General features: G+C 49.6%; 19 protein-coding genes. 16 read left to right on the top strand and 3 right to left on the bottom strand.

All coding sequences use genetic code 11. From position 1 onward, the window contains the following. The first annotated feature begins 241 nt into the window (after window positions 1-241). From BQ7480_RS02425 to BQ7480_RS02410, 4 genes are all read left to right on the top strand, one after another. Window positions 242-1,024 carry a Cof-type HAD-IIB family hydrolase gene (locus BQ7480_RS02425; RefSeq protein ID WP_072541569.1) on the top strand — a complete coding sequence of 261 codons (783 nt, stop codon included), beginning with the start codon at window positions 242-244 and terminating at the stop codon, window positions 1,022-1,024. 174 nt (window positions 1,025-1,198) lie between these two features. Beyond that, window positions 1,199-3,622, top strand: a complete 2,424-nt coding sequence (locus tag BQ7480_RS02420; protein WP_210436319.1) for a TonB-dependent receptor — start codon at window positions 1,199-1,201, stop codon at window positions 3,620-3,622. Window positions 3,623-3,651: 29 nt separating this feature from the next. Beyond that, complete coding sequence (locus BQ7480_RS02415; protein ID WP_072543861.1) at window positions 3,652-5,073, top strand: DUF4374 domain-containing protein; 1,422 nt, start codon at window positions 3,652-3,654, stop codon at window positions 5,071-5,073. Between the two features lie 9 nt (window positions 5,074-5,082). Further along, on the top strand, window positions 5,083-6,207 hold the full coding sequence (locus BQ7480_RS02410; protein ID WP_072541568.1) for a PepSY-associated TM helix domain-containing protein: 1,125 nt from the start codon (window positions 5,083-5,085) through the stop codon (window positions 6,205-6,207). On the opposite strand, the gene BQ7480_RS02405 is transcribed toward BQ7480_RS02410, so the two are convergent. Further along, window positions 6,197-6,922: a class I SAM-dependent methyltransferase gene (locus tag BQ7480_RS02405; RefSeq protein ID WP_072541567.1), complete on the bottom strand. Its 726-nt coding sequence runs from the start codon at window positions 6,920-6,922 to the stop codon at window positions 6,197-6,199. The genes BQ7480_RS02410 and BQ7480_RS02405 overlap by 11 nt on opposite strands. Before the next feature lie 170 nt (window positions 6,923-7,092). On the opposite strand from BQ7480_RS02405, the gene argR reads away from it, so the two are divergent. The 5 genes from argR to BQ7480_RS02380 all read left to right on the top strand — a co-directional run bounded on the left by argR (window position 7,093) and on the right by BQ7480_RS02380 (window position 11,629). Then, on the top strand, window positions 7,093-7,572 hold the full coding sequence (gene argR, locus BQ7480_RS02400) for an arginine repressor (protein WP_072541566.1): 480 nt from the start codon (window positions 7,093-7,095) through the stop codon (window positions 7,570-7,572). Window positions 7,573-7,590: 18 nt separating this feature from the next. After that, window positions 7,591-8,160, top strand: coding sequence for a GNAT family N-acetyltransferase (locus tag BQ7480_RS02395; protein WP_072541565.1), 570 nt, complete (start codon window positions 7,591-7,593; stop codon window positions 8,158-8,160). Window positions 8,161-8,240: 80 nt separating this feature from the next. Beyond that, window positions 8,241-9,449: an argininosuccinate synthase gene (locus BQ7480_RS02390; protein WP_072541564.1), complete on the top strand. Its 1,209-nt coding sequence runs from the start codon at window positions 8,241-8,243 to the stop codon at window positions 9,447-9,449. Then, window positions 9,446-10,414, top strand: coding sequence for an N-acetyl-gamma-glutamyl-phosphate reductase (argC, locus tag BQ7480_RS02385; protein ID WP_022353489.1), 969 nt, complete (start codon window positions 9,446-9,448; stop codon window positions 10,412-10,414). The genes BQ7480_RS02390 and argC overlap by 4 nt, the downstream gene beginning before the upstream one ends. Window positions 10,415-10,504: 90 nt before the next feature. Continuing rightward, window positions 10,505-11,629, top strand: a complete 1,125-nt coding sequence (locus BQ7480_RS02380) for an aspartate aminotransferase family protein (protein WP_072543859.1) — start codon at window positions 10,505-10,507, stop codon at window positions 11,627-11,629. Window positions 11,630-11,700: 71 nt separating this feature from the next. On the opposite strand, the gene BQ7480_RS02375 is transcribed toward BQ7480_RS02380, so the two are convergent. Next, the gene (locus BQ7480_RS02375; RefSeq protein WP_072543858.1) at window positions 11,701-13,131 is read right to left on the bottom strand and encodes a sialate O-acetylesterase; all 1,431 of its coding nucleotides are present in this window, start codon (window positions 13,129-13,131) and stop codon (window positions 11,701-11,703) included. 301 nt (window positions 13,132-13,432) lie between these two features. Between BQ7480_RS02375 and proC the strand changes: the two genes are divergently transcribed. Both proC and BQ7480_RS02365 read left to right on the top strand, forming a co-directional pair. Beyond that, window positions 13,433-14,323, top strand: a complete 891-nt coding sequence (proC, locus tag BQ7480_RS02370; protein ID WP_022353492.1) for a pyrroline-5-carboxylate reductase — start codon at window positions 13,433-13,435, stop codon at window positions 14,321-14,323. Window positions 14,324-14,379: 56 nt separating this feature from the next. Continuing rightward, on the top strand, window positions 14,380-14,595 hold the full coding sequence (locus BQ7480_RS02365; protein WP_072541562.1) for a hypothetical protein: 216 nt from the start codon (window positions 14,380-14,382) through the stop codon (window positions 14,593-14,595). A 17-nt stretch (window positions 14,596-14,612) separates the two neighbouring features. Here BQ7480_RS02365 and BQ7480_RS02360 read toward each other — a convergent pair whose 3' ends face one another. Next, window positions 14,613-15,962: an MATE family efflux transporter gene (locus BQ7480_RS02360; RefSeq protein ID WP_022353494.1), complete on the bottom strand. Its 1,350-nt coding sequence runs from the start codon at window positions 15,960-15,962 to the stop codon at window positions 14,613-14,615. A gap of 176 nt (window positions 15,963-16,138) precedes the next feature. On the opposite strand from BQ7480_RS02360, the gene BQ7480_RS02355 reads away from it, so the two are divergent. The 5 genes from BQ7480_RS02355 to BQ7480_RS02335 all read left to right on the top strand — a co-directional run bounded on the left by BQ7480_RS02355 (window position 16,139) and on the right by BQ7480_RS02335 (window position 26,664). After that, window positions 16,139-18,304 (top strand): alpha-N-acetylglucosaminidase, encoded by a 2,166-nt coding sequence (locus tag BQ7480_RS02355; protein WP_072541561.1) that lies wholly within the window; start codon window positions 16,139-16,141, stop codon window positions 18,302-18,304. 34 nt (window positions 18,305-18,338) lie between these two features. Then, window positions 18,339-19,406 carry an acyltransferase family protein gene (locus BQ7480_RS02350; RefSeq protein WP_072541560.1) on the top strand — a complete coding sequence of 356 codons (1,068 nt, stop codon included), beginning with the start codon at window positions 18,339-18,341 and terminating at the stop codon, window positions 19,404-19,406. Window positions 19,407-19,439: 33 nt separating this feature from the next. Further along, window positions 19,440-22,454 carry a SusC/RagA family TonB-linked outer membrane protein gene (locus BQ7480_RS02345; protein WP_072541559.1) on the top strand — a complete coding sequence of 1,005 codons (3,015 nt, stop codon included), beginning with the start codon at window positions 19,440-19,442 and terminating at the stop codon, window positions 22,452-22,454. 25 nt (window positions 22,455-22,479) lie between these two features. Next, entirely contained in the window at window positions 22,480-24,147 is a 1,668-nt protein-coding gene (locus BQ7480_RS02340) for a RagB/SusD family nutrient uptake outer membrane protein (RefSeq protein ID WP_072541558.1), read from the top strand. Between the two features lie 189 nt (window positions 24,148-24,336). After that, entirely contained in the window at window positions 24,337-26,664 is a 2,328-nt protein-coding gene (locus BQ7480_RS02335; RefSeq protein WP_072541557.1) for a GH92 family glycosyl hydrolase, read from the top strand. The last annotated feature ends 8 nt before the right edge of the window (window positions 26,665-26,672 follow it).

Genomic DNA, 26,672 nt, shown 5'->3' with positions numbered 1-26,672 from the left:
TGATTCCTTTACGTTTCCGCACCGGGAAACGTAGGTTTTCCCAAGCGGAAACGTAGGGTTTACGGGCGGGAAACATAGGGTTCCGCCACAGGAAACGTAGAAAACGGCCATCCCCTTATGCATTATCGCACCGGAGATTGGAAAAAGAAAATAGGTATCCAGCCTCGATTATAGAACGACCTGTGTACCTTCTCTGTCGTTTATTCCTTATCTTTGCACGGATTTTTAATGCACAAGACAAATGATAAAAGCGATATTCTTTGACATCGACGGCACACTGGTTTCTTTCCAGACCCACACCGTACCAGCCTCCACCCGCAAGGCCTTGCAACTTTTAAGAGAAAAAGGCATCAAGGTATTCATTGCCACCGGACGCCCCAAATCGTTAATGATGGAGGCCGTGGGCGACCTCGACTTCGACGGATATGTCACCCTGAACGGAGCCTACTGTTTCACTGCCGAAGGGCAGGACATCTACAAAGGCTGTGTGCCGCAGGAGGACATCGAGCGCCTCATCCGCTACCAGCACACTCATCCGGAAATGCCTTTCGTCTTTGTGCACGACAATACCTGGTTCCTGACCCACGAAAATGAGGCGGTCCGTGAGATTGCCCGACTCATCCACATCGGCATTCCGGAAATCCTCCCCATTGAAACAGCCAGAGACAAGGAAATCCTGCAAATCATGGGCTACTTCCCGGAAGATAAGGACGAAGAGATTTTCGGCACCGTACTTACGCACTGCGAACCGATGCGCTGGCATCCGCTCTTTGCTGACATCATTGCCCGGGGAAACAGCAAAAGCCACGGCATCGACCAGATGCTGGCTTTCTACGGCATCGACCTGCAAGATACCATGGCCTTTGGAGACGGCGGCAACGATATCCCGATGCTGAAGCACGTAGGTCTGGGGGTTGCCATGGGAAATGCAGCCCCTCATATTCAGGCGGTAGCCGACTACGTAACCGCCTCTGTCGATGACGACGGCATCCTGAAAGCCTTGCAGCATTTCCACATTTTATAAAGTACACACTACTGTAATTCGTTCTGTCACAGGATATGCAGGCCTGCAATACCCATAAGTAGGTATTTATACGCTGTCTAAATTACCCACTTTTGGCGATTGCCTTCTCCGCACAACCAAGCTAATTTTGCAGGCAGAAAATTAGTGCGAAACAACAAATACGAATTACAGTAAATGAGAAATTCAGCATTTTCGCGGGGAAGCGAAAACTTAAAATGGGGTGTATTCTTTGTATTGTGCTGGTGTATCGGCGTGGGAGTCTCTGCCCAAGGCCGTGCCTTGTTGTCGGGGAAAGTACTTTCTTCGGACAAAAGCATCATCGACTTTGCCACTGTGTACTTGAAAGGTACGCAATACGGTTGTACGACCAATGAAAAAGGCCTGTACCACCTGAAAGCGCCCGCCGGAAAATATACATTAATCGTTTCGGCCATCGGTTTCGAAACGGCAGAGAAAGAAGTGGAAATTCTTGCCGACGGACGCAGCCGGCAAAACATGGTGCTGAAGCCTTCCGTCACCGAACTGGACGAAGTAGTGGTGGTTTCCAACGGAGTGGGACGCGTCAAGCGTTCGGCCTTCAATGCAGTGGCCGTAGATACCAAGGAACTGCAAAACTCCACCCAAAACCTGAGTGAGGCGCTCCAGAAACTTCCGGGAATGAAACTGCGTGAATCGGGCGGCGTGGGTTCGGACATGCAACTGATGCTCGACGGCTTCAGCGGCAAGCACGTGAAGGTGTTCATCGACGGCGTACCACAGGAGGGAGCCGGAACCGCATTCGACCTGAACAACATTCCAGTAAACTTTGCCGAACGAATCGAGGTGTACAAGGGAGTGGTACCCGTAGGCTTCGGAACCGATGCCTTGGGAGGGGTCATCAACATCGTGACCAACAAACAGAGACGGAACTGGTTCCTGGATGCCTCGTATTCCTACGGTTCTTTCAATACCCACAAATCGTATGTCAATTTCGGACAAAGCTTCAAGAACGGACTGACGTATGAAATCAATGCATACCAGAACTATTCGGACAACAATTACTACATTGACAACTGGGTGGAAGAGTTCAACCACGAAAACAATACGTCCATCAGCGACGAAAGCCACATCCAGCATGTAAAGCGTTTCAATGATACTTTCCACAACGAGGCGGTCATCGGAAAAATCGGCGTGACAGGCAAGAGCTGGGCCGACCGGCTGATGTTGAACGTGGCCTATTCGCATTTCTACAAAGAGATACAGAACGGCGTGTACCAGGAAATCGTGTTCGGACAGAAACACCGTCACGGCTTCTCGGTCGTACCTTCAGTGGAATACCGTAAAAGCAACCTTTTCACCAAAGGACTGGATGTGACGGTGACGGCCAACTACAACCATAACCTGACCACCAACGTGGATACGGCAATGTACAAATACAACTGGTTGGGCGACCGCATCCCCCGTTCGACCGCCGGCGAACAGAACCACCAGTTCAGTGAGCAAATCAACACCAACTGGAACGCCACCTTTACGGCGGTGTACCGACTGGGCAAGATGCATTCTTTTACGTTCAACAACGTGTTCAGCACCTTCCGCCGTACAGGACGGAGCCTCATCGAAAAGAACTCGGTGCTGGAGGACTTTGACGACCCTACCAAAAACCGGAAAAACATTGCCGGTCTCTCCTACCGCCTGATGCCTTCGGAAAAGTGGAACCTGTCGGCCTTCGGAAAACATTACAGTTCCTACAGTGAGGGTACGGTACAGATAAGCGACAACAGCGTAGGAAACAACACCCGGGTGTCACAAAGTGTCCGTTCCTTCGGATATGGAGCGGCAGGCACGTATTTCCTGGGGAAAGATATCCAGCTGAAACTATCGTACGAGAAGGCACTGCGCATGCCCAGCACCCAGGAATTGTTTGGTGACGGCGACCTGGAAGCGGGAAAGGCCGACCTGAAACCGGAACGCAGTGACAATGTGAACCTCAATGCCAGCTACAGCAAGCAATGGGGTAAACACGGACTGTATGCAGAAGGAGGACTGATTTACCGCCACACACAGGATTACATCAAGCGTGACCTGTCTACAGTAGGTGGTACCAGCTACGGTAGCTATACCAACCATGGCCGGGTGGAAACCAAGGGATTCAACGTATCTCTCCGCTACAGCTACAGCAACTGGTTCAGCATGGGCGGTACCTTCAACAATCTGGATGTCCGCGACAAGGAAAAGAAACGGGCGGCCAGCAGCGGACAGAATGCCCTGACCTACGGGCAGCGTATTCCGAACCTACCCTACCGTTATGCCAACCTTGATGCCAATTTCTACTGGCACGACCTGTTTGCCAAGGGAAACACCCTTACATTGGGGTGGGACTGCTTCTATCAGCACGATTTCCCCCTGTACTGGGAAAAGTTTGGTGACCCTACCACGAAAATCCGGGTACCGGAGCAGCTTTCACACAACCTGTCACTGAGCTACAGCATCCGCAACGGACGCTACAATCTCTCACTGGAATGCCGGAACCTCACGGATGAGAAGTTGTACGATAACTTCAGCCTGCAAAAAGCCGGACGGGCCTTCTACGGCAAATTCCGGGTATATTTTGGAAATTAATGACCATTCATCATCAAAAATACAAGTATATGACCACAAAAAACTGGATGCTGGGCCTAGGCATGTTCTGCATGGCAGGCCTGTTCGCAGGGTGTCAAAAAGAAAACAATGACCCCACCTTCAACAACCACAACAACTTCAAAGGAAATTATGTCATTCCGGTCACTGCCGGAGGAACTTCCTACCTGCTCACGGCAGAAAGCCTGGATGAAGGAAAAATCTCAGTGCTCAACAACGGAAAAGAGTTTCAGGAACAGATTTCCTACTGGATTTTCTATGACCAGAATTATTTCTTCGGCATCAAATACAACGACGGCTCGCAAGGCACCGGAGGCTGCTATTACCTGGATGCGAACAACGTACCCCAGAAGAAATACAGCTATACCTTCAACCGCTTCACGACTTACGGCACCTGGGGTGACAACGTGATTACCGTATCGACCGGCAATACCAAACAGACCGACAGCAAGGGCAATGCGGCCCAAGGCTTCCTGTTCAACTACCTGAACGCCAAGAACGGTACGACCAGCACCAATCAAAAAGACATCCTGGCAGAAAATTATCTGGGCAACGGCGAGAAAGTGACCATGGCCGGATTCGTGGAAGCCAACGGAAAGCTTTACACTTCCATCATTCCGATGGGAATGAGCCACTACGGAGTGAACACCTGGCCCGACAAGGTGCTGAGCCAGGACTATGTGGCCACCGGTGACGGAGGAACCGGCAGCGGTAAATACACCGCCGGACAAATCCCGTCGACCCAGTACCCAGACAACGCTTACATTGCCATCTACAGCGGCAGCAGTTTCGACGAAACCCCTGTCATTGCCCAGACGGATAAAATCGGTTTTGCCTGCGGACGCATGCGTTCCCAATATTACCAGACCATCTGGAGCGACGACGACGGCAACCTGTATGTATTCTCCGGGGGATACGGACGCACAGCCACCCAGCCGGCAGCCGACGCCAACCTGAAAGCCAAAGTGCAAGGCAAACTGCCTTCGGGAGTGGTCCGCATCCCCGCCGGAAGCACCCGCTTCGACGAGTATTACTGCAATCTGGAAACCATGGAAGGTGCCAGCGGACATCCGCTGTTCCGCTGCTGGCATGTAGGCGGTGACTACTTCCTGCTCAACAACTACGGATGCAGTATCGAAGAAGTCGCCACCTTGGGGACCAACGCGCCCAAAAACGAACTGGTCCTCTTCAAGGCTAGTGAAAAAAAATTAATTAGCATCACAGGACTGCCCGACAAGAGCCTGATTTCTTCTTTCGGCAATTCGCCTTATCTGGAAAATAAGTATTTTTACATCCCAGTACTGACCACTGAAGAAGGTGCCACTCCTACGTTCTATAAAATCAACCCGGAAACAGGAGAAGCCGTAAAAGGGCTGGAAGTAGAAGCCGACGAAATCACCACGGTAGGCAAAATCGCATTAACCGCGCAATAACATAAAAAAATGAGAAAATTATTTGGAAAAATACACCGCTGGATTTCCATCCCATTGGGAATCATTCTTTCGGTCATCTGTTTCACGGGGGCCACACTGGTCTTCGAGAAGGAAATCACCCAGTGGTTGAATCCCCATATATATAAGGTAGGCATTCCCGAGAAAAGTGCCGCCCTCCTGACTCCGTCGGAGCTGGTAGCCTGTCTGAAAACACAGGTCGCCGATTCGTTGAGGCTGAGTGCCCTCCAATACGGGGGTACAGCCAACGAACCCGTCATGGTCACCTTCCAGAATGTGAGTCGGAAAAGCCTGAGCGTGAATCCCTATACCGGAGAAGTGAACGGATGGACCAAAAGCTATCCGTTCTTCCAGACCATGCGGAAACTGCACCGCTGGCTGTTGAACCCTCCTTTACAAAAAGGTGCATACTCCGCCGGGAAAGTAATCGTTGGCATCTCTACCTTGCTGATGGTCGTGATTCTGGTAAGCGGACTCGTTATCTGGTGGCCACGTAGCCGGAAGGCCCTGCGCAACCGGCTGCAAGTGTCCTGCACCAAAGGCTGGCGCCGTTTCTGGTACGACAGCCACGTAACCCTGGGATTCTACTCCACCCTTTTCCTGCTGGTCATGGCCCTTACCGGTCTCACCTGGTCGTTCGGATGGTACCGCTCGTTTGCCTACGGACTTTTCGGTGCCACTGCATCTTCTTCCACCTCCCCCCATTCTCACTCTGCCTCGCAGGAGGCAGAGAGCATGCGTGCGAAAGGAAAGAGAAACACAGAGACTGACTATACGGCATGGGATAAAGCATTCCAGCATGTACAGGCCCAGTATTCCGGTTATGCCTCCCTTCGTATCGAAAAGAACAAGATACAAGTGAACCAAAGCCGCTACCTGCGCCGTACGGATACCGTAGAATTCAACCCGGCAAACGGGGAACCCACACGAATCATTCCCTCTACGGAAACACCCCGTTCGCAAAAGCTGAGAAGCTGGTTTTATGCCTTCCACACCGGAAGCTGGGGAGGAATCTACACCAAGGTACTCTATTTTCTAGCCGCCTTTATAGGAGGCGTACTTCCACTCAGCGGGTATTACCTGTGGTGGAAAAAGAAACGAAGACCTACAAGGTAAGCCGGGCCAGGTAGTCGTAATGACTGCCTTCCTTCACAAGTTCGGCCTTGAATCCATATTGGGAAGCATACAGACTCAATGTATTGAAATCCACATACAGCCAGTCGAATGCTTCCCCTTTTATTTGTTTGTACTGCATCCGGAAGTCCAGCTGTCCGTAATAATCGGCCGCCAAATCCACCACAAAACTCCCGTCCTCTTCCTCAAACAGGTATCTCAGGTCACTGGAATCCATCAGGATGGAACCTCCGGGATTCAGCAGCAGCTTTATCCGCTGGAAGAAAGCCCCGAAATTTTCCACCCGACCAATGATGCCCGAACCGTTCATCAGCATCAGGATGGTATCAAAACGCTCCACAAAATGCGGGTCGAACAAATTCACCAGCCGTGCATCCACTCCGCGGGCCTGCATCACCTCCACCGAAAGCGGCGAAATGTCGATGGCCACCGGCTGCTTTCCCATTTCCTGCAAAGCCAGCGAATGACATCCGCTGCCTGCACCTACATCCAGAATCTTTCCTTCCGCCAGTTCCAAAGCCGTCTGCTCCAGCACAGGCATGTGGTCATACGTGCGGAACAATTCCTTCACCGGAATCTCATCTTCTTCGAACTGAGAAGAAAATACCCTCAGTTTTCCGGCTTTCCCGGTCTTGAAATACTCGTATATGGCAGTCCCCATCGGGTCTTTCTCTTTTGGCAAAATTGCAGTATCCATTATTGTCTTCTTTTCTATAAACTGCACAAAGATACAAAACAAAATCCATTGTGGTTATTTATTCATTATATTCATGCATTTTTCAGAAAAATCACCTAAAAAAGTAAGAATTTATGCATGATATTCAAAATATATCCGTATTTTTGCAGCCGTAAAAGAATAATTATACAATGAAGAACAAGAATAGCAGACTTGATTCCATTAAAATGATCATCTCCAGCAAGGAGATTGGAAGTCAGGACGAACTCTTGCAAGAGTTGACGAAAGAAGGATTCCAATTGACACAAGCCACCTTGTCACGCGACTTAAAACAGCTGAAAGTGGCCAAAGCCGCCAGCATGAACGGAAACTATGTGTATGTACTCCCCAACAACACGATGTACAAACGCATGACCGAGCCGCAGAAAGCCAGCGAAATGCTGCGCCACAATGGTTTCATCTCTATCGAGTTCTCCCACAACATCGCCGTAATCAAGACCCGACCCGGTTATGCCAGCAGTCTGGCTTACGACATTGACATGCATAACTTCCACGAAATCATCGGCACCATTGCCGGCGATGACACCATCATGCTCGTACTCAGCGAAAACAGTACCCGCACGGAAGTCAAGCATGCCCTTTCTACTATCATTCCGAATATAAACCAATAATAACTGATAAGAACAAGAATGGAACCTACTAAACAAATTGATGTAATGGTAGCCGACGCCTCACACGAGGTTTATGTTGACACAATATTGGACACGATCAGAGAAGCAGCCAAAGTCCGCGGTACGGGAATTGCCGAACGTACACATGAATATGTGGCTACCAAAATGAAGGAAGGGAAAGCCATCATTGCATTGTGCGGCGACGACTTTGCCGGATTTACTTACATCGAATCATGGGGTAACAAACAATATGTGGCTACCTCCGGACTGATTGTCCATCCGAAATACAGAGGTCTGGGACTGGCCAAACGTATCAAACACGCTTCGTTTACACTGGCCCGCCTGCGATGGCCGAAAGCCAAGATTTTCAGCCTGACTTCAGGAGCTGCCGTCATGAAAATGAATACGGAACTGGGATATGTACCGGTCACCTTCAATGAACTGACAGACGATGAATCGTTCTGGAAAGGATGCGAAGGCTGCATCAACCACGAAATCCTGATGGCCAAGAAGCGTAAGTTCTGTATTTGCACCGCCATGCTCTACGACCCGGCCCTGCACACAGATGACAAAGTAAACAATTTCTAAAATACAAAAATAACTGAAGACGAAGCCTTCTTCTCCTGAACACCAGTCTGGAAGACTTCTCCCAAATAAAGATAAGCACCATGGAAGAAAAGAAAAAAGTTGTCGTTGCTTTCAGCGGCGGATTGGATACATCCTTTACCGTGATGTACCTGGCAAAGGAAAAAGGATATGAAGTATATGCGGCATGTGCCAACACCGGCGGATTCAGTCCCGAACAGCTGAAGAAGAACGAAGAAAACGCATACAAGCTGGGCGCCGTAAAATATGTCACACTGGACGTCACACAGGAATACTACGAAAAGAGTCTGAAATACATGGTATTCGGTAATGTGCTCCGCAACGGGACCTACCCCATTTCTGTAAGTTCTGAACGTATCTTCCAAGCACTGGCCATTGCCCGCTATGCCAACGAAATCGGTGCACACGCCATCGCACACGGTTCTACAGGTGCCGGAAACGACCAGGTTCGTTTCGACATGACCTTCCTGGTAATGGCTCCGGGAGTGGAAATCATCACCCTGACTCGCGACATGGCTTTGAGCCGTGACTATGAAATCAACTACCTGAAAGAACACGGATTTGAAGCCGACTTCACCAAACTGAAATACTCCTACAACGTAGGTATTTGGGGAACTTCCATCTGCGGCGGTGAGATTCTGGACTCTACACAGGGACTGCCGGAAAGCGCTTACCTGAAACAGGTGAGCAAGACAGGCAGCGAACTGTTGAAACTGGAATTCAAGAAAGGAGAGCTGTATGCCGTCAACGGTGTCATCTTCGACGACAAAATCAAAGCTATCCAGAAAGTGGAAGAAATCGGTGCAGCTTACGGTATCGGACGTGACATGCACGTAGGCGACACTATCATCGGTATCAAGGGACGTGTAGGTTTCGAAGCAGCCGCTCCGATGCTGATTATCGGTGCTCACAAATTCTTGGAAAAATATACCTTGAGCAAATGGCAACAGTACTGGAAAGACCAGGTAGCCAACTGGTATGGCATGTTCCTGCATGAAAGCCAGTACCTGGAACCTGTGATGCGCGATATCGAAGCCATGCTGCAGGAATCACAGCGTAACGTGAACGGAACTGCCATTCTGGAACTTCGTCCGTACTGCTTCTCTACCGTGGGCGTAGACTCTAAAGACGACTTAGTAAAGAACAAGTTCGGAGAATATGGTGAAATGCAGAAAGGATGGACGGCTGAAGATGCCAAAGGTTTCATCAAAGTGCTTTCCACTCCGCTTCGTGCGTATTATGCAAACCATAAAGACGAGGCCAATATATGATTAAAGTAGGAATTATAGGAGGTGCAGGATATACAGCAGGCGAACTGATTCGCCTGCTCATCAACCACCCGGATGTAGAAATCAAATTCATCAACAGTTCCAGCAATGCCGGCAACAAGATTACCGATGTGCACGAAGGACTGTATGGGGAAACCGACTTGGTATTCACCGATGAACTTCCGCTCGATACCATCGATGTGCTGTTCTTCTGTACGGCACACGGAGATACAAAGAAGTTCATGGAAAGCCACAACGTGCCAGAGGATTTGAAAATCATCGACCTCTCCATGGACTACCGCATCAAGTCGGACGACCACGACTTCGTATACGGTCTGCCGGAACTGAACCGCCGGACTATCTGCCAAAGTAAGCACGTGGCCAATCCGGGCTGTTTTGCCACTTGCATCCAGCTGGGTCTGCTGCCGCTGGCCAAACACCTGATGCTGAACGACGACATCATGGTCAACGCCATTACGGGAAGTACCGGAGCCGGTGTCAAACCGGGAGCTACCAGCCACTTCAGCTGGCGCAACAACAACCTCAGCATCTACAAACCGTTCGCACATCAGCATGTACCGGAAATCAAACAGTCGCTGAAACAGTTGCAGAACAGCTTCCATTCTGAAATCGACTTCATCCCTTATAGAGGTGATTTCCCGCGCGGCATCTTCGCCACCATCGTAGTGAAAACGAAAGTGGAACTGGAAGAAATCGTGAAGATGTACGAAGAATACTATGCGGAAGATTCTTTCACCCACATCGTGGACAAGAACATCGACCTGAAGCAGGTGGTCAACACCAACAAATGCCTGATTCACCTGGAAAAGCATGGAGACAAGCTGCTCATCGTGTCTTGCATCGACAACTTGCTGAAAGGAGCCAGCGGTCAGGCAGTACACAACATGAACCTGATGTTCAACCTGGAAGAAACTGTTGGACTGAAACTGAAGCCAAGTGCGTTCTAAATCAATGAATAATGAATAATTAAAAATGAAAGGCCAAGTAGCATCCTCTGTCCCTGTTTTTAATTATTCATTCTTAATCTTAATATGAGTATGAAATTATTCGACGTATATCCCCTTTTCGATGTAAACATCGTCAAGGGAAAAGGCTGTCACGTATGGGACGACAAAGGCCAGGAATACCTTGACCTCTATGGAGGCCATGCCGTAATCTCCATCGGCCACGCACATCCTCACTACGTGGAAGCCATCAGCAAACAAGTAGCCACATTGGGATTCTATTCCAATTCCGTCATCAACAAACTGCAGCAGGAAGTAGCCGACCGTCTGGGAGCAATCAGCGGCTACGACGATTACCAGCTTTTCCTGATTAACTCCGGAGCAGAAGCCAACGAAAATGCCTTGAAACTGGCCTCTTTTTATAACGGACGTACCCGTGTCGTCTCTTTCGCCAAAGCGTTCCACGGACGTACTTCATTGGCGGTAGAAGTGACCAACAACCCGAAAATCATTGCTCCTATCAATGACAACGGTCATGTCACCTACCTTCCGCTGAACGATACCGAAGCTTTGAAAGCCGAACTGGCCAAGGGCGATGTCTGTGCAGTAATCATCGAAGGCATTCAGGGTGTAGGCGGTATTCAGGTACCCGACACCGATTTCATGAAAGCCATGCGCCAGGCCTGCGATGAAACCAACACGGTATTGATTCTCGATGAAATCCAATCCGGTTACGGACGAAGTGGTAAATTCTTCGCCCACCAGTACAACGGCATCCGCCCGGACATGATTACCGTGGCCAAAGGTATCGGTAACGGCTTCCCGATGGCCGCCGTATTAATCAGCCCGAAGTTCACCCCGGTGTACGGACAGCTGGGAACCACCTTCGGAGGCAACCACTTGGCTTGTGCGGCCGCCGTCGCCGTACTTGATGTAATGAAGGAAGAGAATCTGGTAGAGAATGCGGCTAAAGTGGGTGCCCACCTGCTGGAAGAACTGAAAAAGTTCAAAGGCATCAAGGAAGTACGCGGACGTGGTCTGATGATTGGACTGGAATTTGAAGAACCTATCAAGGAACTCCGCAAGCAACTCCTGTTCGAACAGAAAGTATTTACCGGAGTCAGTGGAACCAACGTGCTTCGTCTGCTTCCTCCGCTCTGTCTGAGCATGCAGGAAGCCGATGACTTCCTGACCCGTTTGCAACACGTCATGAAATAAGAAACAAAAAAATCTCCTTATTCTGCCGAAACCACACGAATAAGGAGATTTTTGTTTTAAGTCCCTTCAAATTATTCCCAATCATCCGTACGGAACGGATACAAAGGAAGCTCACGCAGATTGGCTACGTTACCCGGCTGGAAGTCACGGAAACAATAACGCACGGCTACGGGCTGTGCCACTTTGTCGCAGGTCACCTTTATCTGCAGGTTGTTAAAAACTTCCGCTTTGGCCGGATAGAACACCTTGTCGCTTCCGGCCACTTCAAAACCTTCCATCCCCGACAAGCGGTTAAATCCTTCCTCCGCATGCTCAAACGAAAGAATCACCGCCCCGTCTTTCACTTCCATCGACTTATACACCGGTCCGTATGCCTCAATTCCCGGCACATGATACGTCTTGCTCAGTGCCATATAAGCCAGACGCTTTCCGACATCGGTCTTATTTTTCGGATGAATGTTCTTCATCTCATAAGGTTCCACCAAATCGTTGGTTGAAATCATGCCACTGTTCGAGATGAGCGCCTGTGCCTTGAACTGTGCTTCACGCAACAAGGCACAACCTGTGGTCTCCGTAGAATTGAACGGAGCAATCTCCACATAATAGAACGGAAGTTCTCCCAGTCCCCATTCCTTGCGCCAGAGCTCCACCATTGTTTTCAACCGCTCGCCATAAGTCTTGTGTTTCCCGACATTCGATTCGCCCTGATACCACAGGAAACCTTTAATCGTATAATTCTGCAACGGCTTGAGCATACCGTTATACATCAACGTCGGACTCAGGTAATGCCACCAGTCATGTCCGTCTTCCTTACGGATATCCTTCTTCAAATCAATATCGGGGTACTGCGCCACGATTTCACGGGGCAACCAGCCTTCCACCATGGAACCTCCCCAGCTGCAATTGATAATGCCCACCGGAATATCCAGCACCTGGTTCATCATCATGGCAAAATTAAAAGCCGTAGCACTGAAGGCAGGCGCATTTTCCGGATTGCTCACCTTCCAGTTTCCCTTACACTCTTCAACGGGTTGCAATTGTCCGTTCTTTTCGACAGTAGCTACCCGAATGCCTTTCCACTTCGAGGCAGTGGCAATGGTTTCATTGGCTCCTGCGATCGGACAATTCCAAAATCCACGGAGAGGCATCTCCATGTTCGACTGTCCCGAACAGAACCATACTTCTCCCACCAGCACATTGTTCAGTTTCACTTCCTCTCCATCGGAAATGGAAATCGTATAGGTCTGGTAACTGGCCGTCGGTGTCTGGATTTTAGCCACCCATTTTCCCTCCGCATCCGCGGTTACCTTATATACTTCCCGGTTCCACGACGGGCGGATGGTTACTTCGGCATTGGCATTCGCCTTTCCCCACAAACAAGCCTCGGTCTGCTGCTGCAATACCATATTGTCACTCACAATGTCAGGCAACGTAATCTTTCCCCATGCACCTGCCTGCATCAGCAACAGGCAGGCACTTACCATCCATTTCTTTGTTTTCATGCTATTTCTTTCAGGTTTTACGTTCTTCACAGACATTCCTTTCCGCACAAAACGCGAAGCGGAATGCTCTACAAAGATAATGCATCTCTTGCGAATTCGCTTGGTACTTTTTTATCCAAGTTTTTCCTAAATCTTTCCAATGACGCTACATTTTCTTCCAAGTCCCTCTGCATCTTCTATGTTTCCCGAAGCGGAGACGTACGTTCCCCAATGCGGAAACATACGTTTCGGCCAAGGGAAACGTACGTTTTCCTTAAGGGAAACATAAAAAACGAACGGGGAATAATGTATAAATGCCCGTATGTTTCACCAAATGGCTACACTCCCCCTCGCGAACAGCCAAAATAAATACCATTATATAGCCAGACTCCCATTTTTAATTATAACTTTGCAGATAAACAACTCAAACTTGGAAAATATGAAAGTAGCAATCATCGGAGCCGGAAACATGGGAGGTGCCATTGCCCGTGGTCTGGCCAACGGACATTATATTCAGGCACAACAGATAGCGGTATCCAATCCCAGTGCCGGAAAGCTGGAAGCGCTGAAAGCGGAATTTCCCGCCATTCACGTAACTCATTCCAACAAGGAAGCGGCAGAAGATGCCGACATCGTCATTATCGCAGTAAAACCCTGGAAGGTGGAAGAAGTGCTGAAACCCTTGAGACTGCGGCAACCTCAGGCACTGGTGTCCGTAGCTGCCGGACTGACGATTGAAGACCTGGCCCACTTCGTGGACCCGGAAATGCCGATTTTCCGCGTCATCCCGAATACAGCTATCTCGGAAGGAGCCAGCATGACCCTGATTGCCGCACGCAATGCTTCGGAAGAACAGGTGGCAGGCATGACTGCCTTGTTCAACGAGATGGGGCGTTCCCTGCTGATTGACGAAAAGCTGTTTGCGGCCGCCACCTCACTGACTTCCTGTGGCATTGCCTACGTACTGAAATACGTGCAGGCTGCCATGCAGGCTGGAGTGGAACTGGGCATCAAGCCCCACGACGCGCAGACCATGCTGGCACAGACACTGGAGGGAGCCGCACAACTGCTGCTGAACAACGAGCACGCACATCCGGCTACCGAAATAGAAAAGGTAACCACTCCGGGGGGTATCACCATCAAAGGCATCAACTCACTGGAACACGACGGTTTCACGTCGGCCATCATTCGTGCCATCAAGGCCAGTTTATAAACGAATTCTACAGGGGGCTTCGTGCTCCCTGTTTTCCTCACTTAACCCGAATCGACATGAAAAACAACATTCTTATCACCATGGGCATCCTGGTATTGCTGGGTGTGGCCATACAAGGCTTGTTCGGAATCGTGGCGGGTGTCTTCCTATCCGCCATCCTGGGCATTGTGTACGGGGCTGTCAAAAGGAACAAGCGGTTCCTCCGCTGGTCGGTCATCGCACTGACCATCGACATCATCTGCATCATCCTTTTCTATCTCTACCTGATGTGACGTCCGGTCAAACCTTTTTATCTCACAAACCCCTTCTTGGCCCACTTCAGACTGTTCCAACGTTTCACAAAGATAAGGGCACGGATATTCTCGTCGAGCAGGAAGGCACACCACATGCCTACCAATCCCCATCCCCAATGGATACCGAACAGATAGCTCAAGCCCACGGAAACCGTCCATTGCACGACCAGTCCCACATAGAAAGGGAAATTCACGTCGCCCGCCGAACGCAGAGCATTCGTGGCATAAATGTTCACGGCACGTCCAATCTCCACAATGACATCGACAATCAGAATGGTCACACCCAGGCGGATGATGTGCTCGTTATCGGTGAGCAGACTGAAAATGGTATGGCCGAAGATGGCCCAAATGCACGAAAGCCCCAAGGACACCAGAATGGACAGGCGCATCACGTATTTTCCCAGCAGATAGGCCGCGCGAATCTTCTTCTGTCCCACCAGATGTCCGATACTGATAGCTCCACCCTGTGCCATGGCGATGGCAAACAAGTAGACGAACATAGTGGTATTCACCGTATAGGTACGGGTGGCCAGCGAATCGTTTCCCAAAATATTAATCAGATAAGTAATCACCACCTGCGAGAAACTGTACGACATGTTCTCGCCCGCCGAAGGTAATCCCACCTTCAACAGATTTTTCAACTCTTTCCACGGGAAAGGACGGAACAGGGCCAGCGGGAAAGAAGGAATATGTTTCTTGAACAGGATGACAAACAACACAATCATGCTGACGCCTCGGGCAATGGAGGTAGAAATAGCCGCTCCTTCCGCTCCCATGGCAGGCAGACCGAACTTACCGAAAATCAGGGAATAGTTTCCGATGATATTCATCACATTGACCAGCACGGTGACCAGCATGGGATAGATGGCCTTGTTCGCACTGCGAAGCGAAGCGGAAATGGTCAGCGAAATAGCCTGAAAGAAGGCAAAGGCTCCCACAATCTCCATGTAACCGATACCGTACTTCAACAATTCCGGACGCAGTCCCATCCAGCCCAACAAGGTAGTAGCCCCATAATGCAGAATGGCACTGACCAGAATACCCACCACCAGATTCAGCAACAGAGACACTCCGACCACCTGTACCATCTTGTTCTTCAGTCCGGCACCCAGATACTGTGAACATAGCACCGACGTACCGATATTGATGACCTCGAAAATGAGGAAAGCAAACATTACAATCTGGTTCACCACTCCTACTGCCGCCACACTCTCGTCGGAGTACTGGCTCAGCATGATGGTGTCTACTGCCCCCAGCATCATAATCAATAAAGTCTCTATGAAGATAGGAATCACAAGCTTCGTCAAGCCCTTCCGGATGTTCGTCTGTTGAATTGTCTGTTCCACGTGTTAACTCTCTAAAAACATTGCAAAAATACGATATTTGCTGTAGAGAGTATCTTGATATAGGTCAATTTCAAGCCTTCCCCCTCACATTGTACTATTTTCTCCCTTTTCTTGACTATTTTCCCCCTTACATTATTTATAAAATATGAATTTTGTAACACTAAAAAATGAATATTATGAAAACCAGACGATTCCTACTTATTCTCTTAGCATGTATTTGCATTCCATTCAGCCTGTGGAGTAATCCTATCGACGGACTTTTGGAAAGAATTTGTCCGGGGGCATCCCACAAATTTATCATACAATTGCAAAAAGGAGAAAACGACTTTTTCGAACTTGACCAGAAAGGTAACAAGGTAGTCATCCGGGGAAACAATTACGTGAACATTGCTACCGGACTCAACTGGTACCTGAAATATTACGCAGGTATCCATCTTTCCTGGAACGGGATGACTGCCCAGCTGCCGGAAAGTCTGCCGAAAGTAGACACACCGGTCCGTAAGGAAACCAACCTCTCGCTGAGATACGATTTCAACTACTGCACCTACTCTTATACCATGGCATTCTGGGACTGGAATCGTTGGGAAAAGGAAATCGACTGGATGGCCTTGCACGGCATCAACCTGCCACTGACCGTAGTCGGACAAGAATGCGTGTGGAAGAACATGCTGGCCAAATTAGGTTATACGAAAGAAGAAATCAATAAATTCATAGCAGGACCTGCCTTCCTGGCATGGTGGGCCATGAACAACTTGGAAGGATGGGGTGGTCCCAATCCGGACAGCTGGTACACACAGCAGGAAGCCTTGCAGAAAAAGATTCTGAAACGCATGCATGAATACGGCATCGAACCGGTATTCCCGGGCTATTCTGGAATGGTACCCCACGATGCCAATAAAAAACTGGGATTGAATGTAACGGAACCGGCATTATGGAACGGATTCACCCGTCCTGCCTTCCTGCTTCCTACAGATGCACGCTTTAATGAGATTGCCTCCTTATATTATAAAGAACTGGAAAAATTGTTCGGAAAAGCCAACTACTACTCCATGGACCCGTTCCATGAACTTGAAGATGCAGGAAGCGTAGATTTCGACGCTGCTGGGAAAGCCGTACTTAAAGCCATGAAGGAAGCCAATCCGAAAGCGACATGGGTCATTCAGGGATGGACGGAAAATCCGCGCCCAGAAATGATCAAGAACCTGAACAACGGAGACATCCTGATTCTGGATTTGTTCAGCGAATGCCGTCCGATGTGGGGTATCCCTTCTATCTGGAAACGCGAAAAAGGATATGAACAGCATGACTGGCTGTTCTGCATGATAGAAAATTTCGGAGGTAACGTAGGCTTGCACGGACGTATGGACCAGCTGCTGAACAACTTCTATCTTACAAAAAACAATCCGCTGGCGGCCCACCTTAAAGGTATCGGTCTGACCATGGAAGGCAGCGAAAACAATCCGGTGATGTTCGAACTGATGTGCGAACTTCCCTGGCGCCCGGAGAAATTCACCAAAGAAGAATGGTTGAAAGGCTACATCAAGGCCCGCTATGGTACGTACGATGAAACGGTGGCCAAAGCATGGGACATTCTGGCAAACGGTATTTACAACTGCCCCTTCGGCAACAACCAGCAGGGTACTCACGAATCCATCTTCTGCGGCCGTCCGAGCCTGAACAACTTCCAGGCTTCCAGCTGGTCAAAAATGGAAAACTATTATGACCCGACTACCACAGAAGACGCTGCCCGCCTGATGTTGGAAGTGGCCGACAAATACAAAGGCAACAACAACTTCGAATATGACTTGGTAGACATTGTCCGCCAGTCCTTGTCCGACAGAGGACGTATCGTCTACAACCAGACGGTAGCCGACTTCAAGAGCTTCGACAAGAAAAGCTTTGCCGCCCACTCTCAGGAATTCCTACACATTCTACTGGCGCAGGACCGTCTGCTGGCTACCCGAAGCGAGTTCCGCGTGGGACGCTGGATTGAACAGGCTCGCAACCTCGGAACCACTCCGGAAGAAAAAGACCTGTACGAATGGAACGCCCGCGTACAAATCACCACTTGGGGCGACCGTGTATGTGCCAACGACGGAGGTCTCCGTGATTATGCCCACAAAGAATGGAACGGAATACTGAAAGATTTCTACTACAAACGCTGGGCAGCCTACTGGCAGACACTTCAGGATGTGTTGGATGGAAAACCGATGGTAGAGCTGGATTATTATGCCATGGAGGAACCGTGGACAGTGGCTCACAACCCGTATCCGGCAAAAGGAGAAGGTGATTGCATTAGTGTAGCGAAAGAAGTTTTCAACGAGGTATTTAAAGATAAATAAAAGCCGGGACTAACCCCTTAAAACAGAAAGCACCATGAAACGACTCTTGTCACTCGATGTATTACGCGGCATTACAGTATGCGGCATGATTCTGGTAAACAATGCCGGAGGCTCCGTTTCGTATGCCCCGTTGCGCCATTCCGTATGGAACGGTCTGACTCCATGTGACCTGGTCTTCCCGTTCTTCCTGTTCATGGTAGGTATTTCTACGTACATTTCTCTTCGGAAGTTCGACTTCAAGCCCTCGCAGGATGTGGTCAAAAAGATTTTCCGGCGGACTTTCCTTATCATTCTCATCGGACTCGGTATCGAATGGTTCGGCTATGCCTGCAAAGGTGAATTTTTCCCGATAGACACGCTTCGTATCCCCGGCGTACTGCAACGCATCGGTTTGTGCTACGGAATTGTATCACTGCTGGTCATTTACATCCGCCACAAATACCTTCCATGGATTGCAGGTGGCTTGCTGGTGGTCTATTCCATTCTTCTGCTGGTGGGAAACGGCTATGCTTGCGACGACACCAACATTCTGGCTGTCATCGACAGAAGCATTTTCGGAGAAGCCCACCTGTACAAGAAGAGTCCGGTCGATCCGGAAGGACTGGTGGCAACCATTTCCGCTGTAGCCCACACCCTCATCGGATTTTTGTGTGGCAAGCTGTTATTGGAAAAGATTCCCGTAAGCCAACGGGTTGTCAAACTCATCACAGTGGCAGTGATAATGTTGGTAGTGGGTTATATTCTTTCCATCTGGATGCCTCTCAACAAACGGGTCTGGTCTACGAGTTTCGTTTTCGTAACCTGTGGATGGGGCTCCTTGCTGCTTGCCTTACTCATGTATGTAATCGACGTAAAGGAAGTGAACAAAGGCTGGACTTTCTTCCTGGTTTTCGGCATGAATCCGCTCTTTCTCTACGTGCTCAGTGAAGTGGTAGCTATCGCCTTTTCCGAATGGGGTATCCGAAAAGTAATTTATCAGGGCATTCTGGTCGTATTTACGGATCCATATTTTGCCTCCCTCATCTATGCGTTGCTTTTCTGCTCCCTCATGTGTATCACGGGCTACATCCTACATCGGAAAAAAATATATATCAAGATATGATTTTAAAAACTAACCTTTTAAAAATCTAAGTTTATGTGTAAAGTACAATTGAAAAATGCAAGACTAAGGCCATTTGCTTTATTTATGGCTCTTTTTCTGATGAATGTCTCATGGGCATTCGCGCAACTCACAGTTACAGGACGTGTACAGAGCAAATCAGGTGAACCACTGATTGGTGTAAACGTCATTGAAAAAGGTACCACCAACGGTACGGTTACCGACCTGGATGGTAATTTCTCTCTTCGAACAGAGAAAGGTAAAACACTTGTATTCTCTTATATTGGTTTCGTGGCACAAGAAAATGTGGTGAAAGGTGCCAGAATGAACGTAACTCTTCTGGAAGATACGGAAACCTTGGATGAAGTGGTAGTCATCGGTTACGGTAGCATGCAGCGCAAGGATGTGACCAGCTCCATCACTTCCGTAAAGGCAGAAGACCTGAACGTGGGTGTCGTAACCAGCCCTGCACAGATGCTGCAAGGTAAAGTTCCGGGACTGACAGTGGCCAACACCAGTGACCCGAACGGTTCAGCTTCCATCTCTTTGCGCGGTGCTTCCTCACTGCGTGCAGGTGAAGCCATGGAGCCGTACTATGTAATCGACGGTGTGCCGGGCGCCAGCCTGTCACTCATCGCCCCGGATGACATCGAAAGCATCGATGTGCTCCGCGATGCCTCTGCCACCGCCATCTACGGTTCAAAGGCAGCCAACGGTGTAATCATCGTGACAACCAAGAAAGGAAAGAAGGACGGACATACCAGCGTAAGCTACAGCGGCTACGTGGCATGGGACAAGACGATGAACACTCTCGACATGATGTCGGCAGACCAGCTGCTGGACTTTGCAAGCAAGAACAACATCGACCTGTCTCCGTATTATGACGTCAACAACCCGGCCAATACCAACTGGCAGGACGAAGTGCTCCGTACCGGTTTCAGCCATAACCACAACGTATCCATCAACGGAGGTAACGAGAAGACCAGCTATAGCGCCTCCATCAACTTCATGGACCGTCAGGGTGTGGTACGCGGCACCAGCATGGACCGTCTCAACGCCCGTTCTTTCGTACAGACAAAAGCCCTGAACGACCGCTTGGAACTGGCCTTCAGCGTCAATGCCAGCGTTCGTAACAGCTCTACAGGTCCTACCGGCGGAAACGGCCAGAGCGTATTGGACGCCATGTACTACTACAGCCCGCTGGTTCCCGTCAAAAATGCGGACGGTTCCTGGTATGGCAACACACAGATTTCACAGAACTTCAACCCGGTCCGTATGATCAGCGAAGACCGCTATGACACGAAAGAGAAGCTGCTGCAGGGAACGGCACAGGCCACACTCCACATCCTCGACGGTCTGGACTGGAACCTGAACCTGTCTTACCAGAACCAGCAGTACATCTACAGCAACTACAACAGCAGCAAGACTGAATTGCCGAGCGTGGCTTCACGTAATGGCCAAGCTGACCGCAGCACACTGGAAAACACTCGTAAGCAAATGGAAACTTACCTGAACTGGAACCACACCTTTGCCGATGCGCACAAGGTGGGCGTCATGCTGGGTTACTCCTGGGAACAGGCCGACAACAGCGACGGTTTCGGTTTGAAGGTGTACAACTTCTACAACGATGACCTGACTTATCACAATCTGGGCGTGGCCAACAACATCTCCATCAACGATGTGATCAGCAACAACCTGTCCACCCTGCGTATGATTTCCTTCTACGGACGTGTCAACTACAGTTTCAACAGCAAATACCTGTTGCAGGCCACTGTACGTCGTGACGGTTCTTCCGCATTCGGTGTCAACAACCGCTGGGGTACCTTCCCCTCTGTATCTGCCGCATGGCGTATCACGGAAGAGGATTTCATGAAGAGCCAGAGCGTGTTCGATGACTTGAAGCTGCGTGTCGGCTACGGTGTCAGCGGTAACTCACTGGGATTCGATGCCTTCTATTCCCGTCCTATCTACGGTTCTACCGGCTGGTTCACTTACGTGGATGCCAACGGTACTTCCTCACAATACCGTATCTTGGGTGCTACCCGTAACTCAAACCCGGATTTGAAATGGGAAACCACCGGCATGTTCAACATCGGTGTGGACTTCGGCTTCCTGAACAACCGGCTGACCGGTACCATCGAATATTATGACAAGCGTACCAGCGACTTGATTTTCGACTATGCGGTTTCCACCAACCGTTATCCTTACGGATGGATGACTGCCAACGTAGGTGACATCAGCAACAAAGGTGTGGAAATCACCATCAACGCCGTTCCGGTGAAGACACACAACTTCACATGGAGCACCACGCTTAACCTGTCTCACAACAAGAACGTGGTAGAGAAACTTTCAAACGACACATATTCTGTAGAATACAGCGACCGTGCCAATCCGGATGTAGGTGGTTACACCAGCACACAGGTACAGCGTATCATGGAAGGTGCCCCGCTCGGACAGTTCTACCTGTATGAATGGGCCGGCTACGATGAAAACGGAGGCTCCATCTTCAACGACTATGATGCCGACGGCAACCTGATCGGTACTACAGACGCTCCGGCAGACGAAGACCGCCGTCCTCACGGATCAGCCCAGCCGAAACTGACTTACGGATGGAACAACGACTTCACATGGAAGAACTGGACGCTGACCGCCTTCTTCCAGGGTGTGGCCGGTAACAAGATTTTCAACGCCACCCGCTGCTACTACAACAACGTGAGCCTGGTAAGCAACGGTAAGAACGTGCTGGCAGAAGTGGCTGAAGGACAGAACGCACACGACTCACGTGCACAGGCTCCGTCCGACCGCTACCTGGAAAACGGTTCCTACCTCCGTCTGTCTACCTTGACTTTAGGCTATAACTTCGGCAAACTGGGCAACTGGGTCAACAACCTGCGCCTGTATGCCACTTGCAACAACGTATTCACCATCACCGGTTACAAAGGTGTAGACCCTGAAATCAGTCTGGGCGGCCTGGAACCGGGTATGGACTGGCGTAATACCACTTACCCGCGTACACGTACCTTCATGGTGGGCGTAAACGTGAATTTCTAACCCTTAACACAGGAGATTTTAAGATATGAAAACAAGAAATATATTGACTGGTGCCTTCCTGGCACTTACCGCATTCGGTTGTACCGATCTGGACGTTAATATTGAATCCCAATATACCGAGATGCCCAATTCGGAAATCGCCATAGAGGCCCAGATGAGCAACGCTTTCTATGGATTCCGCAACGCCATTGGCCGCCGTTTCGACGAGGGCGTATCCTGCAACTCGGATGAGTACACAGCCGTCAGCTTCGACGGTGACTACCTGAACGGCCGTGATATGGCAAACTTCTCACTGCACATGATCGACCCGACCAACTCAAAGAACCAGCTGAACGTGTTCGATGAGCTGCAGAGTGCCATCACCAACTGTAACCGTGTCCTGTTCGACCTGAGCGCCGGCGGTGTGTCCGACGAGGACCTGGCTCCGGTACGTGCCGTGCGCGCCTTCTACCACTTCATGATCATGGACCACTGGGGTGATACTCCTATCATCGACCACCTGCTGGCCGACGACGAAAAGATTGACCGTTCCCCGCGTGCCGACGTGGCCAAGTGGATTGAATCGGAACTGCTTGCCGTACGCGACAACTGCTACGAGAACGTGGATGCCTCCACTTATGGCAAGCCGACCCGCTGGATGGTGGATGCCCTGCTGGCCAAGCTGTACATCAACTGGAACGTCTATACCAAGGACGTGACCAGTTCAAGCTGGAACGCCAATGACAAGAATGAGAAACTGAATGAGTGTATTAAAGCCTGCGACCGTATCATCGCTTCCGGCCATTTTGACCTGAGCGACGACTACAAGACCAAGTTCATGTATACCAACGGCTCACAGATCAAGGACTTCATCTACGCCATGCCGTATGATGCAGAAACAGTTCAGGGTATGACCTTCGCCCGTTTCCGTACATGGCGTCGTGGTCAGAACAGCAACGGTTTCTACAGCATCGAAATGAGTAACTCAGTGGGTGGTAATATGGCACTGACTCCTGAATTCGTAGAATTGTTCTGCCTGCCGGGCGACCGTCGTAACGACGTGATTGCCGGTAGTACCGGTGAGAACATCGGACTGCCTTCCTTCGACGTATACCAGTATGACAATGCCACCGGTGACCCGACCAACATCCGCAACACGTATGGCGGTGAGAACGTGACTTTCACCAAGGCCATCACCTTGAAGGAAGACCTGACAGCCAATCCTCCTGTAGTGCCTAATGCTGACCTGAACTGCGGTGCAGACTTGAAAGGATGGACACAAGGTTACCGTTCCATCAAGTTCTTCCCGGACATCAACGACTATAACAACTTCAGCCGTAACCAGGACAATGACTTCCCAATCTTCCGTTATGCAGACATTATCCTGATGAAATGTGAAGCTATTGTCCGTGGTGGTACAGCTACTAACGGCGATACCCCGATGAGCCTGTTCAACCAGATCCGTGCGTATGTGAACGCTCCGCTGCTGGACCACGACCCGAGCCTGCAGGAAATCCTGGATGAACGTGGACGTGAATTCCTCGACGAGCACTGGCGTCGTAACGACCTGATCCGTTTCGGAAAATTTGAAGAGCCTTGGGGCTTCAAGGATCAGTTTAACCTGAATGCAAAGAATCCTCAATACCGCTTGTGGCCGTTGAGTATCGATGCGTTGAACAACAATACCAACTGGAAACAGAATCCGGGTTATTGATTACTTTATAAAATATCGGTGAGGGACTTCCCTCACCGATATTTGCCATTCATTTTATCATTCAGTTTTCAAAGGTTAATTCTATAACAGGGATGTACAAATGATGAGTTGAATAGTCTTAAACCCATACAAACCATATAATTGCTATGCTTATTATTGAAAAATAGCAATCACGTAGATTTAAGATTCATGAAGACACACTTTACTACATTACTCAAATCATTGATTTATGGAGCGGTTGCTCCATTCATTGTTTCATGCACTAACGGTCATCCTGCCGAAAACCTGTTGTCGTACATCGACACAAGAGTAGGTACTGCCGCCAGCACGACTCATACTGCCGGTATGTTTGGTAAGCACACCGAGGAATACGGACAAACCTTACCTGCCGTACTGGAACCCAACGGCATGAATTTCTGGACCCCACAGACACAAGACACCGAACTGAAATGCATCGCACCATATTATTATCGTGATTCCTTATTTCAAGGATTCCGCAATTCCCACTGGATTGTGGGAGGATGTACACAAGATTATGGTTCCATGACACTAACAGCTTCGTTTGATTCATTACGATGCTTGCCGGAAAAAAGAGCCACCCGATTCTTGCACGAACAGGAAACTGCTACTCCATCTTATTATGCTGTGACTTTGCCTGACGAACATCTTCAGGCTGAAATGACAGGCCGTTCACGGTCGGCCATTTTCCGTTTTTCCTACCAAAAGGAAGGAAAAGCTTATCTCATCGTCAATCCTAACAGTGACGAAGGAGAAGGATATATCGAAATTGATACCCTTCAGAAACGTATTTACGGCTACAATCCCGTACATCGCATTTATCAAGGCTGGGGAGAACCGGCCGGATACAGCGGACATTTTATTATAGACTACCAGAAAGACCTCTGCGACTTCGGGACTTTCCGGGAAGACAGTCTGTTCCCTGGACAGACCAAAATCGGTCATGAAAAAAATATCGGAATCTATATAGGCTTTCACGTAAAAAGCCATGAACAAGTATTGGTCAAAGCGGCTTCTTCCTTCACCGATAGAAAAGGAGCCGAACAGAATCTGCAACAGGAAATTCCGCACTGGAATTTCGACCAGACGCGGAAGGAACTTACCGCAATCTGGGAAAAGCATCTCTCGGCCATCAAAGTGGAAACACCTGACCAGGAAGCCAAGGAGAAATTCTATGGAGCCTTTTATCGGGCTTCTTTCCTTCCCCGCACATTCAACGACGTAGATGGAAGATACCCAGCCTTTGCACAGAAAGATTCCATTCTCCAGCTGACCCAAGACGAGACCTATTATGATGACTTCAGCATGTGGGACACCTACCGTGCCTTGCATCCGCTCATCAACCTATTATACCCCACTCGAGGAGGACAGATGATGCAGTCGCTCGTCTACAAATATGAACAGGGTGGCTGGTTACCCATCTTCCCGTGCTGGAACAGCTATACGGCAGCCATGATTGGCGACCATTGCATAGCAGCCATAGGGGATGCCTACGTGAAAGGTATCCGCAACTTTGACATCGAAACGGCTTACAAGGCCATGCGGCAGAATGCTTTTGAATCGCCCGTCCAGGAAGCAGACTACCGGAACGGGATGGGACGCCGGGCCTTACAGTCATACCTGGAATATGGCTACATCCCACTGGAGGACAGTGTGCCCGATGCCTTTCACACCAAAGAGCAGGTGTCGCGTACCATGGAATATGCCTACGATGATTTTGTTCTTTCCCAAGTAGCCAAACTGCTTCAGAAAGAAGAAGATTACAAATTATTGGCCGCCCGTGCCCTGAACTACCGTAACGTCATCGACCCTGCTACAGGATATGCACAGGGACGGCATGCCGACGGCACCTTCCTGAAAGAAGCGAACGCCTTCCAGTTTGCCAAGTTCATCACCGAAGGGGCACCCTGCCATTATACCTGGTACGCGCCACAGGACCCGTATGGACTCATGGAATGTATGGGTGGATGCCCGCATTATGTGGAGAAACTGGACTCCATGTTCAGCGCACAAAGATACTGGCACGGCAACGAACCCTGCCATCAGGTGGCCTTTATGTTCAACTATGCGGGCCAGCCATGGAAAACCCAGCAGACCGTACGTCACATCATGGAAACGGAATACCTGAATGCCCCCGGAGGCTTGTCGGGCAACGACGATGCGGGACAGATGTCGGCCTGGTATATTTTTGCCTCTTTAGGCTTCTATCCAGTTTGCCCGGGCTCCCCCTATTATGTACTGGCCAGCCCGTCTTTCTCCAAGGCCACGCTACACTTGGAAAACGGCAAGACCTTTACCCTGCAAGCAGAAAACACTTCCAAGGAAAACATTTACATACAACAAGTAACCTTGAACGGGAAACCTTATACCCGAAACTACATTACGCATAAAGATATTACGGAGGGAGGCGAAATGGTATTTGTCATGGGAAATATGCCCAATAAGACATGGGGCAGTGCTCCGGAAGACTGTCCCCCTTCACTGATTGAAAAATTCTGAATAAAAAC

Origin of the sequence: Bacteroides mediterraneensis (genome assembly GCF_900128455.1) — a bacterium.
Classification (GTDB): Bacteria; Bacteroidota; Bacteroidia; order Bacteroidales; family Bacteroidaceae; genus Phocaeicola; species Phocaeicola mediterraneensis.
Note: the sequence above shows the minus strand (reverse complement) of the source record. Positions and strands in the feature narration are given on the sequence as shown.